The sequence below is a fragment of the Pseudomonas sp. JV241A genome (assembly GCF_900275665.1).
In the GTDB taxonomy this organism is placed as follows: domain Bacteria; phylum Pseudomonadota; class Gammaproteobacteria; order Pseudomonadales; family Pseudomonadaceae; genus Aquipseudomonas; species Aquipseudomonas wadenswilerensis.
The window spans coordinates 292635-307642 of record NZ_OPYO01000013.1; the positions used below are offsets into that span (position 1 = coordinate 292635).

The 15008-nt window shown below is 62.4% G+C and carries 14 protein-coding genes; 5 read left to right on the forward strand and 9 right to left on the reverse strand.

From position 1 onward, the window contains the following. Window positions 1-6 precede the first annotated feature (6 nt). The 5 genes from JV241A_RS08005 to JV241A_RS08025 all read right to left on the reverse strand — a co-directional run bounded on the left by JV241A_RS08005 (window position 7) and on the right by JV241A_RS08025 (window position 3729). Entirely contained in the window at window positions 7-633 is a 627-nt protein-coding gene (locus tag JV241A_RS08005; RefSeq protein WP_115086046.1) for a response regulator transcription factor, read from the reverse strand. Between the two features lie 268 nt (window positions 634-901). Further along, entirely contained in the window at window positions 902-2233 is a 1332-nt protein-coding gene (locus tag JV241A_RS08010; RefSeq protein ID WP_115086347.1) for a deoxyguanosinetriphosphate triphosphohydrolase, read from the reverse strand. A gap of 465 nt (window positions 2234-2698) precedes the next feature. Continuing rightward, window positions 2699-3031: a hypothetical protein gene (locus JV241A_RS08015; protein ID WP_115086047.1), complete on the reverse strand. Its 333-nt coding sequence runs from the start codon at window positions 3029-3031 to the stop codon at window positions 2699-2701. Continuing rightward, a complete protein-coding gene (locus JV241A_RS08020) occupies window positions 3028-3405 on the reverse strand; it encodes a phage holin family protein (protein ID WP_115086048.1) in 378 nt (125 codons plus the stop codon). The genes JV241A_RS08015 and JV241A_RS08020 overlap by 4 nt, the downstream gene beginning before the upstream one ends. A gap of 9 nt (window positions 3406-3414) precedes the next feature. Beyond that, the gene (locus tag JV241A_RS08025) at window positions 3415-3729 is read right to left on the reverse strand and encodes a YqjD family protein (RefSeq protein WP_134061888.1); all 315 of its coding nucleotides are present in this window, start codon (window positions 3727-3729) and stop codon (window positions 3415-3417) included. A 300-nt stretch (window positions 3730-4029) separates the two neighbouring features. Here JV241A_RS08025 and JV241A_RS08030 point away from each other — a divergent pair, with 300 nt between their 5' ends. Next, on the forward strand, window positions 4030-5238 hold the full coding sequence (locus tag JV241A_RS08030; RefSeq protein WP_115086050.1) for an ammonium transporter: 1209 nt from the start codon (window positions 4030-4032) through the stop codon (window positions 5236-5238). 4 nt (window positions 5239-5242) lie between these two features. On the opposite strand, the gene JV241A_RS08035 is transcribed toward JV241A_RS08030, so the two are convergent. Next, window positions 5243-7201, reverse strand: a complete 1959-nt coding sequence (locus JV241A_RS08035; protein WP_115086051.1) for a monovalent cation:proton antiporter family protein — start codon at window positions 7199-7201, stop codon at window positions 5243-5245. 178 nt (window positions 7202-7379) lie between these two features. Between JV241A_RS08035 and JV241A_RS08040 the strand changes: the two genes are divergently transcribed. The 4 genes from JV241A_RS08040 to JV241A_RS08055 all read left to right on the forward strand — a co-directional run bounded on the left by JV241A_RS08040 (window position 7380) and on the right by JV241A_RS08055 (window position 9485). Next, on the forward strand, window positions 7380-7616 hold the full coding sequence (locus JV241A_RS08040; RefSeq protein ID WP_134061889.1) for a glutaredoxin family protein: 237 nt from the start codon (window positions 7380-7382) through the stop codon (window positions 7614-7616). Between the two features lie 95 nt (window positions 7617-7711). Next, window positions 7712-8143 (forward strand): D-Ala-D-Ala carboxypeptidase family metallohydrolase, encoded by a 432-nt coding sequence (locus JV241A_RS08045; RefSeq protein WP_134061891.1) that lies wholly within the window; start codon window positions 7712-7714, stop codon window positions 8141-8143. Between the two features lie 92 nt (window positions 8144-8235). Continuing rightward, window positions 8236-8547 carry a transcriptional regulator gene (locus JV241A_RS08050; protein ID WP_115086053.1) on the forward strand — a complete coding sequence of 104 codons (312 nt, stop codon included), beginning with the start codon at window positions 8236-8238 and terminating at the stop codon, window positions 8545-8547. Window positions 8548-8597: 50 nt separating this feature from the next. Then, window positions 8598-9485 carry a pseudouridine synthase gene (locus JV241A_RS08055; protein WP_115086054.1) on the forward strand — a complete coding sequence of 296 codons (888 nt, stop codon included), beginning with the start codon at window positions 8598-8600 and terminating at the stop codon, window positions 9483-9485. Between the two features lie 42 nt (window positions 9486-9527). On the opposite strand, the gene JV241A_RS08060 is transcribed toward JV241A_RS08055, so the two are convergent. The 3 genes from JV241A_RS08060 to acnA all read right to left on the reverse strand — a co-directional run bounded on the left by JV241A_RS08060 (window position 9528) and on the right by acnA (window position 14954). Beyond that, on the reverse strand, window positions 9528-11093 hold the full coding sequence (locus JV241A_RS08060) for a PAS domain-containing methyl-accepting chemotaxis protein (RefSeq protein ID WP_115086055.1): 1566 nt from the start codon (window positions 11091-11093) through the stop codon (window positions 9528-9530). Between the two features lie 190 nt (window positions 11094-11283). Then, complete coding sequence (locus tag JV241A_RS08065; RefSeq protein ID WP_115086056.1) at window positions 11284-12060, reverse strand: CPBP family intramembrane glutamic endopeptidase; 777 nt, start codon at window positions 12058-12060, stop codon at window positions 11284-11286. A 152-nt stretch (window positions 12061-12212) separates the two neighbouring features. Further along, window positions 12213-14954, reverse strand: coding sequence for an aconitate hydratase AcnA (acnA, locus tag JV241A_RS08070; protein WP_134061893.1), 2742 nt, complete (start codon window positions 14952-14954; stop codon window positions 12213-12215). Between the last annotated feature and the right edge of the window lie 54 nt (window positions 14955-15008).

A 15008-nucleotide genomic window follows, 5' to 3' on the forward strand; every position in this document is an offset into this window, starting at 1 on the left:
GCGCTCTCAAACCAGGGCATTGCGTTTCGCCATTTCAATCAGTTCAACCAGAGAACTGGCTTTGAGCTTTTGCATCAGTCGTTTCTTGTAGGTGCTGACCGTCTTGTTGCTGAGGAACATGCCCTGGGCAATTTCCTTGTTACTTCTGCCTTGGGCAAAAAGTTGCAGTACCATCAGCTCACGATCATTGACCTGTTTGAACAGATCCAGGTCCGAGGCTGAATCATCGTGTTTGCGTACCGGATTGATGGCCTGGCTGGGGAAATAGTTATAACCCGATAACACCGCTTTTATCGCACTAAGCAACTCGCTGAGGTCTTCCTGTTTGCACACATAGCCTGCTGCGCCGGAATGCATGCAACGAATGGCAAAAAGCGCTGGCGATTGTGCGGTCAGTATCAGGATTTTCAGCGGGATGCCCATGGCATGGAAACGCGAGAGCACTTCCAGGCCGTCCAGCCGCGGAATGCTGATGTCGAGGATGATCAAGTCCGGCAGGCATTCGCGGACCATCTGCATGGCGTCTACGCCGTTGTCCGATTCACCGACCACTCGATAGCCTTCATTCTCCAGAAGCATGCGCACCGCCAGGCGGATGACCGGGTGATCGTCGACGATGAAGACAGAATACATGTTGAACTTTCCATAAAAGTGCCAGAGGGGTAGGGGCACCTTAGCGCAGAAAGAACAGGTCGCACATGAACTTGAGGTGAGTTAATTGATATATAGGAAAAGTCCTACTAACTTTGAAATATAGGATTACAGAGGCTTCTGCTAGATAGGGGTGTCAATGCTATAGATGGTAAGGTTATGTTGCGAAAGTTTCGGGTTGTTTATATTTGTTTCAAGTGTGTCAGTAATTTCCTGTACTGCCCGGTTGCCGGGCAGTACAGGCGGTTGATCAGCTCGGGCTCGAGCGGCCGGTCATTTCACGGGCCATTTCACTGGCATAACTGTCGGTCATCCCGGCAATGAAATCGATCATGCGCAGGAACGAGGTGTGTAGAGAGGCATCCGGGCTCGGCGCGTTCTTGCCCAACAGGTCGAGAATCCGCCGGCTCTTGAACGAGGGTGTACGCCCGCCATGTTGCTCCAGGGCGGCGCCACAGAACGAATTGAGCAGGATCTCCAGGGTCGTGTAGGCGCCGATTTCATGCAGGGTCTTGCGCTTGTCCTGGAAAATCTTCTTGCGTGCGATGTCTTTGGCCTGCAGCACACAGCGTTTGGCCGGGCCGTGCATATGCTCGACCAGGTCACCGTTGAGTGTGCCTGCCAGCAACGCGTCCTGTTGTTCGACGAAAGCGCGCGCCGCGGCATTGGTCAGGTGCTCAATGGCCTTGCCGCGCAGGATCGCCAGTTTGCGCCGGCGCGAATCGTCCGGGCCCAACTGGCGGTAGGTTTCCGGCAGGTCGTCACCCACCAGGCTCAGCAGCAGCGACTCGACCTCGGCGTAGTCGAGCAGGTCCATTTCCAGGCCGTCTTCAAGGTCGATCAGGGCGTAGCAGATGTCATCGGCCGCCTCCATCAGGTACACCAACGGGTGACGGGCCCAGCGTTGCTCTTCCAGTTGCGGCAGGCCGAGCTTGCGGGCGATCTGTTCGAGCAACGGCAGTTCGCTCTGGTAGCAGCCAAATTTGTGTTTCTTGTACCCCAGGGCGTCGGCGTGACGTGCAGTCCAGGGGTATTTGAGGTAAGTACCCAGCGTGGCGTAAGTCAGCCGCGTGCCGCCGTCGAACTGGTGGTATTCCAGTTGGGTGAGGACGCGAAAGCCCTGGGCGTTACCTTCGAAGTTGAGAAAATCGCCGCGTTCGGCGGCGCTCATCGCATCCAGCCAGCCGCGCCCGGCGGCCTGTTGGAACCAGTGGCGTATGGCATCCTCGCCGGAGTGGCCGAAGGGTGGGTTGCCGATGTCATGAGCCAGGCACGCTGACTGCACGACCATGCCCAGGTCGCTGGGTTCGCACCACTGCGGCAGGCTGGCGCGCAGGGTTTCGCCGACGCGCATGCCCAGTGAGCGGCCGACGCAGCTGACTTCCAGGGAGTGGGTCAGGCGGGTGTGGATGTGGTCGTTGCTCGACACCGGGTGCACCTGGGTCTTGCGCCCCAGGCGGCGGAAGGCGCCGGAGAAGATGATCCGGTCGTGGTCTTTGTGGAACGGGCTGCGGCCGAGTTCTTCCGGGCTGTGCAGGGGTTTGCCGAGGCGTTCGCGGGTGAGCAGGGTGTGCCAATCCAAGGCCATTTCTCCGGTGCGGGGGGCAGGGGGGTAGCTTCGTGGTTTGGGTCGGGGGGTGCAAGTGGCTTTGTGAGCTTATCCGTTTGCTGTATGGGCGTTGCGGGCCCCTTCCGCCTTTACGGCGGCTTACTTTTTTCAGTCGAAAAAAAGTAAGCAAAAATTCTTGCCCCACCAGGGGCCCTACGCTGCGCTTCGGGTCCCCTCGTTCCGGTGTCGCTACGGGGCATTGCGAACTACGAGTTGCAAGCAACTCTACGTTTCGCAACTTCGGCTAACGCCGAAGGTGCTGCGCACTAGCCCCTTCGCAACACCTCCACTCGGCCCTTCTGGTTAACGGGGCCGGTGGATCAAGATCAAAAGCAGATCAAGAGCACAATTCGCTTCGCTCTTGCTAAGCGCGCAGATCTGTGGGAGCGGGCTTGACCCGCGATCGAGCGCGCAGCGGTCGTAGTTCAGGCGCTGCACTTAACGCTTGCTACCAGCCCCTTGCATGGCCAGCTTCAACAACGGAATCAAGCTGGTCCCCAGGCGCACCAGGCGGCTGACGCTGCCGCTGCGGGCGCCTTTGCCGGTCAGGAAACCCAGCAGCACCACGGCACCAATGCCCCACAGCGGCGCGTGCTTGATGCCCAGGCCGCCTTGCAGTGAGTCGCCCATGGAGCGCAAACGGGTGAGGGGGTTGAGCAGTTGCCCGGACTCATGGCGAATTTCCTGGCGGTGCATCTCCAGGCGCAGGCGCACCAAGGCCTTGCGCAGTTCCCGGCGATTGGTGGTTTGCGGTAGTTCAGGCAGGCTCATGGCAACAGGCGCTCCCGGTCCTTGGCAAGTTCTTCGAGGGTCGAGCTGAAGGGTGACGATTCATCGAACACCGCCGCCTTCAGACGCAGGCCGCAAAACAGCGCCGCCAGCCCGTAGAACACGCACAGGCCAATGATGCCGGCCAGGCGATAACTGTCCCAGAGCATCACCAGCACCAGGCCGGAGAGGGCGGTCAGCAACAGCAGGGCAAATACCAGGGCCAGCCCGGCGAACAGCAGCAAGCTGAGGGTCCGCGCTTTCTGCTCCTGCAGTTCGATGCCGAACAGTTCGACATGGCCATGCAGCAGGCCCAGCACTGCAGCGCCGAGACGCTTGCTGGAGGGACCGGCACCGGCGAGTGGTTCGCTTTCCATGCTCGGTCCTCAGCGGCGGGTGGCCAAGAGGCCGATCAGAAAGCCAACGCCGGCGGCAATGCCGATCGACTGCCAGGGGTTGCTTTGTACGTAGTCTTCGGTTGCGCTCAGGGCCGCCTGGCCGCGTTCGCGGACCGAATCCTGGGTCAGTTGCAGGGTTTCCCGGGCGCGCAGCAGGCTGTCATGGATCTGTTCGCGCAGGTCGTCGGCCTGATCGCCAGCCAGGGTTGCAGTGTGCTCCAGCAGCTTCTCGGTATCGCGTACCAGGGTCTGGAAGTCAGCCATCAATATGTCTTGAGCAGTCTTTGCCGATTTGCTGGCCATGGGGCTCTCCCTAACAGTGTGTGTGGCTATTTCGAGTCGTGGGCGCGGGCGAAGGTTCAAGTGCAATTTGCTGGTACAGCTTTTGCTTTGCCGTGGTGCGCCGGGGCCGGTGCCTGCGCCGATTGTGGGCGCGGGCGAATACCGGACCTGTAAACCTTAACCCAATCCACGACAAACCCAAGGAAAAACTCCCGTACTACCCGGATCGGCCAGGGAGGTGGCCGCAACGACGATCCAGACTGGTGCACGAAGGAGTGTTTTTGAGCTGTCTTGGTGCTTTTTTGCAGGCCTGCCTACTCCATGGAAAATTTGCAAAGCGCAGTGGACACCCTGGTCCACGGCTCCAACACGCTGTTCATTCTGCTCGGTGCGGTGATGGTTCTGGCCATGCACGCAGGTTTTGCCTTCCTTGAGGTGGGCACCGTGCGGCACAAGAACCAGGTCAACGCCTTGTCGAAGATTCTCAGCGATTTTGCCGTGTCGACCCTGGCCTATTTCTTTATCGGCTACTGGATTTCCTACGGTGTCAGTTTTCTGCAGCCGGCACAGGTGTTGAGCCAGGAGCATGGCTACAGCCTGGTGAAGTTCTTCTTCCTGCTGACCTTTGCCGCGGCGATCCCGGCGATCATCTCCGGCGGCATCGCCGAGCGTGCACGCTTCGCCCCGCAATTGTGCGCCACGGTGCTGATCGTCGCCTTCGTCTATCCGTTTTTCGAAGGTATCGTCTGGAATGGCAACTTTGGCATGCAGGTCTGGCTGGCGGAGCGTTTTGGCGCGGGTTTTCATGACTTTGCCGGCTCCGTCGTGGTGCATGCCATGGGGGGCTGGCTGGCGCTGGCGGCAGTATTGCTGCTGGGACCGCGCAACGGCCGTTACCGCGACGGCAAGCTGGTGGCTTTTGCGCCGTCGAACATTCCGTTCCTGGCCCTGGGGTCGTGGATTCTGATCGTCGGCTGGTTCGGCTTCAACGTCATGAGCGCGCAAACCCTGCAAGGGGTCAGTGGCCTGGTGGCAGTCAACTCCTTGATGGCCATGGTCGGCGGCACCGTGGCGGCCTTGCTGGTCGGGCGCAACGACCCGGGCTTCCTGCACAACGGCCCGCTGGCCGGGCTGGTGGCGGTGTGCGCAGGTTCTGACCTGATGCACCCGGTGGGCGCGCTGGCCACCGGGGCGATTGCCGGAGCCTTGTTTGTCTGGTGCTTTATTGCCGCGCAGAACACCTGGAAGATCGATGACGTGTTGGGCGTGTGGCCGCTGCATGGCCTGTGCGGAGTGTGGGGCGGGATTGCCTGCGGGATCTTCGGCCAGAGCGCCTTGGGCGGCCTGGGTGGGGTCAGCCTGATCAGCCAGTTGATCGGCAGCCTGGCCGGGGTGCTGGTGGCCTTGCTCGGCGGCTTTGCCGTGTATGGCAGCATCAAGCTGTTGCATGGCCTGCGCCTGAGCCAGGAGCAAGAGTACTACGGCGCCGACCTGTCGATTCACAAGATCGGCGCCACCAGCCAGGACTGACGGTTCAGCGCCCTGCGAGCAAGCGCGCCTCGCAGGCTTCCACGGCGCTCAGCGGGCCGCTGACCAGCACAGCATCGCCCGCGTGCAGACAGGTGCCGGTGTCTACATTCAGCTCCTCGCCCTGGCGATGCACGGCCTGCAGTTCAACACCCAATTGTTCCAGGCCCAGATCGCTCAGGGTTCGGCCGCAGGCATAGGCTTCGGCGCCGAGGTTGACCGCGTGCATCATCGCCTTGGGCAGGCCCTCGCTGTCGACCGGGCTGGTCTGGGCGCCATGGTAGAAGGCATGCAGCAGCCGGTAGCGGGTCTTGCGCACTTCATCTACCCGTTGCTGCACCTGATCCTGTGGCAGGCCGAGCATCACCAGGGCATGGGAGGCCAGCATCAGGCTCGACTCCAGCAGTTCCGGGACCACGGCAGTGGCGCCAGCGGCACGCAATTCGTCGCGCTGGCTGTCGTCGCGGGTGCGTACCAGGATCTGCACCTGGGCATGACGCTCGCGGGCGGCTTTCAACACGCTCAGGGCGATGTCGGTCTTGTCTACCGCAATCACCAGCAAGCGCGCGCGCTCAAGGCCGATGGCGGTGAGCAGTTCGCCGCGGCGTGAGTCGCCGTAGTGCACGCAGTTTTCTCCGGCGGCGGCTTCCTGGACCCGCACCGGGTCGTCATCCAGGGCAATGAAGGGGATGTCCTCGCGGCGCAGGAAGCGCCCGATCGACTGGCCGACGCGGCCGTAGCCGCAGATCAGCACGTGGCCGTTCATCGCGGCGCTTTGTGCTTCGATCTCTTCCAGATGAACCTCCTGGTTGGGCTTGCGGTGCAGGCGGGCGGCGATTGTCGGAGCGGCCCGCAGCAGCAGCGGGGTGACCAGCATCGAGCAGAAGGTCGCGGCCAGCAGCAGGTGACCGAGTTCCTCGGGCAGCAGGCGGGTCTGTTGCATCTGCGCCATCAGGGCGAAACAGAACTCGCCGCCCTGGGCCAGGGCCAGGCCGCTGCGCCAGGCGGTCTCGGCATCACTGCCGCGCAAGCGCACCAGTGCGGCCACCACAGAGCCTTTGATCAGCAGCAGGGCGAGGGTCAGGGCAAGGAGCTGCCAGCCATGGGTGGCGAACAGCTGCAGGTCGATGAGCATGCCGATACTGACGAAGAACAGCCCGAGCAAAATGTCCCGGAATGGGCGGATATCGGCTTCGATCTGATGGCGGTAATTGCTTTCTCCCAGCAACATGCCGGCGAGGAACGCGCCCAGGGCCGGCGACAGGCCCAGCAGGTGGGTCAACCAGGCGGTCAACAGCACGATCACCAGGGCCAGCAGGACGAACAGCTCGGCCGAATGCGAGCTGGCCACCTCATGGAACAGCCGCGGCAGCAGCCAGCGGCTGGCCAGCAGCAGGCCGAAGAAGAGGATCACGGTCTTGCCCAGGGTCAGCGGCAAAGCCCAGTACCAGGCCTGGCCGCCCTGGCCGGCAAACACCGGTACCAGGGTCAGCAGCAACACTGCCACCACGTCCTGGAACAGCAGCACGCCGATGGCATTCTGACCATGACTGCTGAAAATCTCGCCGAGGCTGGTCAGCTCCTTGCTGACGATCGCCGTCGACGACAGCGCCAGGCCCGCGCCCAGCATCAAGGCCACGTTGGGTTGCATGCCGAGCAGAACCAGCAGTCCGGCGAGGAGCAGGCTGGTGCAGATCACCTGCAGGCTGCCGAGGCCAAACACCACCTTGCGCAAGGCGAGCATTTTCGACAGGGAAAATTCCAGTCCCAGGGAAAACAGCAAAAAGACCACGCCCATTTCAGCCAGGTCCGGCAGCTCTTCACTTTCGTTGACCCAGTCCAGGGCGGTAGGGCCGACGAACAGGCCGACACACAAATAGCCAAGTACCGGCGGCAACTTCAGGCGCCGGAAGAACGCGATGACGACCAGCGATGAGGCCAGGATGATCAACAGGTTGGCAAACACAAAACACTCCCTTGCGAAAACAGCGAAAAAACCATTAAGTCTGAACGACTTACGCCATTTGGCCGTTGATGTGCATCAGCACTTCAATGTCATTGGCCGGTTTCAGGGGCGGCGCTCGACTGGCCCCGATTGCAGACCTAGAATAATGATCCGTTCCTACAGTTGCTGGTACCCATAAATGCCACCTGAATGCCAATTGTTCGGCACCCTGGGCTGTCACCTGTGCGAAGTGGCCGAGGCGCTGCTGATGCCGTTTGTCGACCATGGCCTGTTGGTCGAACTGGTCGATATCGCCGAGCACGAGGGGATGATCGACACCTATGGCCTGCTCATTCCGGTGTTGCGCCGTTGCGATACCGGGGCCGAGCTGCGCTGGCCCTTCGATGCCGAGCAGGTCGTGACCTTCCTGGGGTGATGGTTCGGTCTTGGCGGGTATCTTTCCCGTCGTGCGCAACGCTGTGCTGATGTGGACAATCCTTGGCTTCTCTTACCTCGCCAAGGAGCGGCACCATGTACCTGACCGAACACTTCACCCTCGAGGAAATGACCCTCTCGGAGACCGCAGCACGCCAGGACATCGATAACCAGCCCGACAGCCGCGCCCTGGACAACCTGCGCCGCCTCTGCGCGACGCTCGAACAGGTCCGCGAGCTGGTGGGCGCGCCGGTGCTGGTCAGCAGCGGCTTTCGCTCGGTCGAACTCAACGCGGTGATTGGCGGCTCCGCCGCCAGTGCGCATACCGAAGGGCTGGCAGCTGACTTCAATGTGCCCGGGCTGACGCCGGCAGCGCTGGCGCGACGGGTGGCCGACAGCAACCTGCAGTTCGACCAGTTGATTCTCGAGTACGACCAATGGGTGCACCTGAGCCTTGCTGCGGGCCGGCCGCGCCGTCAATTGCTCACGGTGCGCAAAGGGTCCGGCTATCTCCCAGGTCTGGTCTGACAGCTGCAGTCTGATTGACGCAGACGACATCTCTGAATATGCTGTATATAAATACAGTACAGGGATGACGCTTGCGTCGAGGGTCCGGATCAATGGTCAATGTCGAACAACTGAAATACTCCGTCAATCGCATGGCTGTCGAGGTCGTGAGTGAAGCGGTGCTCGAGTTGCGCCTTGACGGCCTGGTGCTGGAAGGCAAGACGCCGTTCAATAAAGTGCACTTCAACACCTGTTTCGCCGAGATCGAAGCCCTGTTCCAGCGCGCCGGCTACCACCGGCCACTGGATGTGGTCGGATACCAGGGATTGTTGTACGCCCTCTACGACCCCAGCCGCTGGGAGGCGGTCGAGGTGCTGCGCTGGCTCAAGGAGTTTACCGAGGCTGCGGCTGCCGAAGCTGGCTGAGCGGGCGAGCATGGGGGATAATGGCCGGTCCATCTGTCCAGAGTGTTCCCATGGCCACGCCTCCCTTCGATCCGGCTCAGCATCAAGCCAGCACCGTGTGCCTGCCGCCCGGCAACTGGGTGACGGTAGTCGATTGCTTGAGCGAGCACTTCAAGGCCATCGGCCGCGAGCAGTGGCTCGATCGCATCGCCCGTGGCCGGGTGCTGGACGCTCAGGGCGCGCCGATCAGCGCCACGCTTGCCTACCGTCCGGGTCTGCGCATCCATTATTTTCGCGAAGTGCCAAACGAAAAGCCGATCCCGGTCGAAGAGTCCATCCTGCACATCGATGAGCACCTGGTGGTGGCGGACAAGCCGCATTTCCTGCCGGTCACCCCGACCGGCGAGTACGTCGAACAGACCTTGCTGCGCCGGCTGATCCGCCGCCTCGACAATCCCAATCTGGTGCCCTTGCACCGCATTGACCGGCACACTGCCGGGCTGGTGCTGTTCTCGGCCAACCCCCAGAGTCGTTCGGCCTATCAGTCGCTATTCCCCAACCGGCAGATCGACAAGCGCTACCAGGCCATTGCACGCGCCTTGCCCGAGCGTGAGTTTCCGCTGGTGCACAAGAGCCGCCTGGTCAACGGCGAGCCATTTTTTCGCATGCAGGAAGTCGAAGGGGTAAGCAACAGCGAAACCCTGGCCCAGGTGCTGGAGAAGAACGGCGAGCTGTGGCGCTACGGTCTCTCGCCGGTCACTGGCAAAACCCACCAGCTGCGGGTGCACATGACCGCCCTGGGCGCGAGTATCTGCAATGATCCGTTCTATCCGGACATCGCCCAGGAGCAGGATGACTACAACAAACCGTTGAAGCTGTTGGCGCAGAGCCTGCGTTTCAACGACCCATTGAGCGGTGAAGAACGTTACTTCGAAAGCCGGCTGACGCTCGACTGGTAGGGCGGGGAGCCGCGCACCGCCAGTGGCGATGCGCGGTGAGGCTTAGCGGTTGAAGCGCTCCACCAGCGAGTACTGGGTGGTAGCGGTGCGGGTCAGCTCTTCGCTGAGCAGCGCCGAATGCTGGGCCTGTTCCGAGGTCTGGTCGGCCAGCTGGGCGATGGTGCTGATGTTGCGGCTGATTTCGTCGGCAACCGCAGTCTGCTCCTCGGTGGCAGCGGCAATTTGCGTGGCCATGTCGGTGATATTGGCCACAGCTTCGCTGATACCTACCAGGGCCTGGTCGGCTTCCATTACCCGCGCAACGCCTTCTTCGGCCTGGCGGTGACCGGTTTCCATGGTCTGCACGGCGCTGTTGGCGGTCTGTTGCAGCTTGGCGATCAGGCCGTGGATCTGCCCGGTGGACTCGGCGGTGCGTTGCGCCAGCTGGCGCACCTCGTCGGCCACCACGGCAAAGCCGCGGCCCATCTCGCCGGCTCGGGCCGCTTCGATGGCGGCGTTCAAGGCCAGCAGGTTGGTCTGGTCGGCAATGCCCTTGATCACATCGACCACGCCACCGATCTCGTCGCTGTCGCGGGCCAGCTGGGTCACGGTCAGGCCGGTCTCGCCGACGGCAGCCGACAGGCGCTGGATGGCCTCGCGGGTTTCTCCGGCGATGTCGCGGCCGCGCCCGGTCAGGCGATTGGCTTCCTGGGTGGCGTCGGCAGTGCGCTGCACGTGGTTGGCCACTTCCTGGGTGGTGGCGGCCATCTGGTTGACGGCGGCGGCGACCTGCTCGGTCTCCACCCGCTGGCGCTCCAGGCCCGAGGAGCTGTTGTGGGCCAGGGTGTCGGACTGGCGTGCCTGTTCGTTGAGGTGCTCGGCGGTGTCCTGCAGGCGGGTCAGGCAGGTCTTCATCCGCGCGTCCTGGCTGAGCATGGCCATTTCCAGGCGCGCCTGCACGCCGCGGCTGTCGGTATACATCTGCGCGATCAGCGGGTCGGAAGTGGTCTGTTCGGCCAGGCGCAGCAGGCGCTTGAGGCCGCGTTGCTGCCAGCTCAGGCCCAGCAGGCCGAGCGGTACCGAGAGGCCGGCGGCCAGGGCGAAGCCCCAGGAATGCCCCAGCCAGTTGCCGATCAAAAAGCCGATCTGGCTGACCAGAATGAACGGCAGCCAGTCCTGCACTACCGGCAGCCACTTGTCGCGGTGCGGAATCGCCGGTTTGCCCTGGTTGATGCGCTGGTACAAGGCCTCGGCGCGACGCACTTGCTCGGCGCTCGGCTTGACTCGCACCGATTCGAAGCCCACGACCTGGTTCTTCTCGAACACCGGCGTGACATAGGCGTTGACCCAGTAATGATCACCCGACTTGCAGCGGTTCTTGACGATGCCCATCCACGGCAGGCCTTGCTTGAGCGTGGTCCACATGTGCGCGAACACGGCCGGCGGCACATCCGGGTGACGCACCAGGTTGTGCGGCGCGCGCATCAGCTCCTCGCGGGAGAAGCCGCTGATCTCGACGAAGGCGTCGTTGCAGTAGGTGATCACGCCCTTGGCATCAGTGGTCGAAATCAACCGTTGCTGAGCTGGGAAAGTCCGTTCGCGTTGGGTAATCGGCTGGTTGTTACGCATTAGCTGTTCAATCCGCAAGGCTTTCGAAAGGTATCGGCACGCCGGGGGTTTTGTTGAATGAATATTTGCAGGGCTTGATTTCGATCAAGGAGTCTTGATCTGACCTGCGCTAAGTCATTCGTGCAAAGTTCAACAAATTAGCTGCATTCTTTCATGTTTTTGACACAAAAGTCAGCTAATGACCGCATGTTCACAGCGGTGCCAGCATCGGGTAACTGAAGCCGGCAAAGTGCGCCAGGTTCAGGCCGAAATGGCACAGTAGCGCAGCGAAAAGGCCGCCATATCGGTAAGCCAGGCCATAGCCGACACCGGCAAGGCCGGCCAGCAGCACCCATTGCCAGCCGCCACCCAGGTGGGCCAGGCCGAACAGCGTCGCGGCCAGCAGCAGGGCCAGGTTCTGGTTTTTCAGCAAGCGTTGCAGGCCGCCCTGGATGTAACCGCGAAACAGCAGTTCTTCGGTCAGGCACACCAGCAACAGATTGTTCAGGGCCCAGATCCAGCCCTGCTCTGGCCACTTCGGCGCCCAGGCAACCATTCCCAGCAGCCAGGCGCCGCCCAGGCACACCACGATAACCAACGGCAACGTCAGGGCGAGGCTGGCGAATGGGCGCTTGTTCTTCAGCGCCAGTACCCAAGGACAGGCCAACAGCAGCCAGAAGCCGATCAGCGGCTTGTCGAGGTTCAGGTACATGGAGAAGGGTAGGGCGTCGCTGCTAAAGCGCACCTTGTCGATGACCTTGGCGCCGCTGAAGCCCGGCAGCATATGCAGGGCCAGGGCGATGGCCAGCAGCACGAACAGGGCATGGCCGACCAGCTTTTGCCACAGGCTGGCACGGCGTACCAGCAAGCCGGCGCAAAGCAGGGCAATCAGGGTGGGCAGGGCCAGCAGGCCGAGGTTGCCTTTGAACAGGGCGAAGATGTAACCGAGGCCGAGCAGCGCCAGGCCGATCCATTGCGGGGCAAGCATGAGAAATCCTTTGAAAAGCACAACGTGAACCCTTCGACTGCGCTGCCGCGGTCGGAGACACGCCTTTCGGCCATCCTTTGGCCATTACTGCTTATCCTACGTTGTCTGCTGCATAAGGCAAAGGCCCGGTCACCAGGGACCGGGCCATCACTTCAGGCTGCGATCAATTGCCGCAGCACATAGTGGAGGATACCCCCCGCCTTGAAGTACTCCACTTCATTGAGCGTGTCGATCCGGCACAGGACCTCGATCTGTTCCTGGCGACCATCCTCGCGGGTGATTTTCAGGTTCAGGGTCATGTGCGGCTGCACCTGGGCATGGCTCAGGCCGAGGATATCGATACGCTCGCGGCCGTCCAGGGCCAGGCTCTTGCGGTTCTGCCCGGGCTTGAACTGCAGCGGCAGCACGCCCATGCCAACCAGGTTGGAGCGGTGGATACGTTCGAAGCTCTCGGCCAGTACCGCCTTGACCCCCAGCAGGTTGGTGCCCTTGGCGGCCCAGTCGCGGCTGGAACCGGTGCCGTACTCCTGGCCGGCAATCACCACCAGTGGCGTGCCGTCGGCCTGGTAGCGCATGGCCGCGTCGTAGATCGCCAGCTTCTCGCCCGTGGGCACATACAGGGTGTTCCCGCCTTCTTCACCGCCGAGCATTTCGTTGCGGATGCGGATATTGGCGAAGGTGCCGCGCATCATTACTTCATGGTTGCCGCGGCGTGAGCCATAGGAGTTGAAGTCGCGGGGTTCCACGCCTTTTTCACGCAGGTAACGTCCGGCCGGGCTGTCGGCCTTAATGTTGCCGGCCGGGGAGATGTGGTCGGTGGTCACCGAGTCGCCCAGCAGCGCCAGCACCCGGGCGCCGTGGACATCCTCGATCACCGGCAGCGGTCCGGTAATGTCGTCGAAAAATGGCGGATGCTGGATGTAGGTGGAATCGTCCTGCCATACATAAGTGGCCGCCTGCGGTACCTCGATGGCTTGCCACTGGGCGTCGCCGGCGAACACCTCGGCATACTCCTTGTGGAACATCGCGGTATCGACGCTGGCCACGGCGTCGGCGATTTCCCGCTGGCTTGGCCAGATGTCGCGCAGGTACACCGGCTGGCCATCTTTGCCGATACCCAGCGGTTCGCGGCTGATATCGATGCGCACGCTGCCGGCCAGGGCATAGGCGACCACCAGTGGCGGTGAGGCCAGCCAGTTGGTTTTCACCAGCGGGTGCACGCGGCCCTCGAAGTTGCGGTTGCCCGACAGTACCGAGGCGACGGTGAGGTCGGCGCTGGTGATGGCTTTTTCGATGGCTTCGTCCAGCGGGCCGGAGTTGCCGATACAAGTGGTGCAGCCGTAGCCGACCAGGTCGAAGCCCAGGGCATCCAGATACTGGGTCAGGCCGGCAGCCTTGTAGTAGTCGGTCACCACCTTGGAGCCGGGGGCCAGGGAGCTCTTGACCCAGGGTTTGCGCTGCAGGCCTTTTTCCACCGCTTTTTTTGCCACCAGCCCGGCAGCCATCATCACGCTGGGGTTGGAGGTATTGGTGCAGGAGGTGATGGCGGCGATCACGACAGCGCCGTTTCTGAGCAGGTGTTGCTGGCCCTGATATTCGTAGCTGACTTCGCCGGCCTGGTCGGCATTGCCCACTGCCACGCCGCCACCGCCTTCGCTTTCCAGGCGGCCTTCTTCCTTGCTCGACGGCTTGAGTTGCAGGCCGATGAAGTCATCGAAGGCCTGGCTGACATTAGACAGGGCTACCCGGTCTTGCGGGCGCTTTGGTCCGGCGAGGCTCGCTTCGACTTCGTTCATGTCCAGCGCCAGGGTGTCGGTAAACACCGGCTCCTGGCCGGGCAGGCGCCACAGGCCCTGGGCCTTGCAGTAGGCCTCGACCAGTTTAACTGTCGCTTCCGGGCGGCCGGACAGGCGCAGGTAATCGAGGGTAATCTGGTCGACCGGGAAGAAGCCGCAGGTGGCGCCGTATTCCGGTGCCATGTTGGCGATGGTGGCGCGGTCCGCCAGTGGCAGGTCGGCCAGACCGTCGCCGTAGAATTCGACGAATTTGCCGACCACGCCTTTTTTGCGCAGCATCTGCGTCACGGTCAGCACCAGGTCGGTGGCGGTGATGCCTTCACGCAGCTTGCCGGTCAGCTTGAAGCCGATCACTTCAGGGATCAGCATCGACACCGGTTGGCCGAGCATGGCCGCCTCGGCCTCGATGCCGCCCACGCCCCAGCCCAGCACGCCCAGGCCGTTGATCATGGTGGTGTGCGAGTCGGTGCCGACCAGGGTGTCGGGGAAGGCGTAGGTGCGCCCGTCTTCTTCACGGGTCCAGACGGTGCGGCCCAGGTACTCAAGGTTGACCTGGTGGCAGATGCCAGTGCCCGGCGGCACCACGCTGAAGTTGTCGAAGGCGTTCTGGCCCCAGCGCAGGAAGGCATAGCGTTCGCCGTTGCGCTGCATTTCGATGTCGACGTTCTGGGCAAAGGCCTGTTGGCTGGCGTAGCGGTCGACCATCACCGAGTGGTCGATGACCAGGTCAACCGGCGATAACGGGTTGATCCGCTGCGGGTCGCCGCCGGCCTTGGCCATGGCCGCGCGCATGGCGGCCAGGTCGACGACGGCCGGAACGCCGGTGAAGTCCTGCATCAGTACCCGTGCCGGGCGGTACTGGATCTCGCGGTCGGAACGCCGCTCTTTGAGCCAGTTGGCCAGCGCCGAGAGGTCGCCGCTGGTGACGGTCTTGCCATCTTCCCAGCGCAGCAGGTTTTCCAGCAGCACTTTCAGCGACATCGGCAGGCGCTGCAGGTCGCCGAGGCTGAGGGCGGCGTCGGGTAGGCTGTAATAGTGGTAGAGACGATCATCGACCGTCAGGGTCTTGAGGGTTTTCAGGCTATCGAGCGAGGGCATTACCAACTCCTTCTGCGCCGGTGAACGGCAATCTTCCCTGCTGTCGCCGGTTCA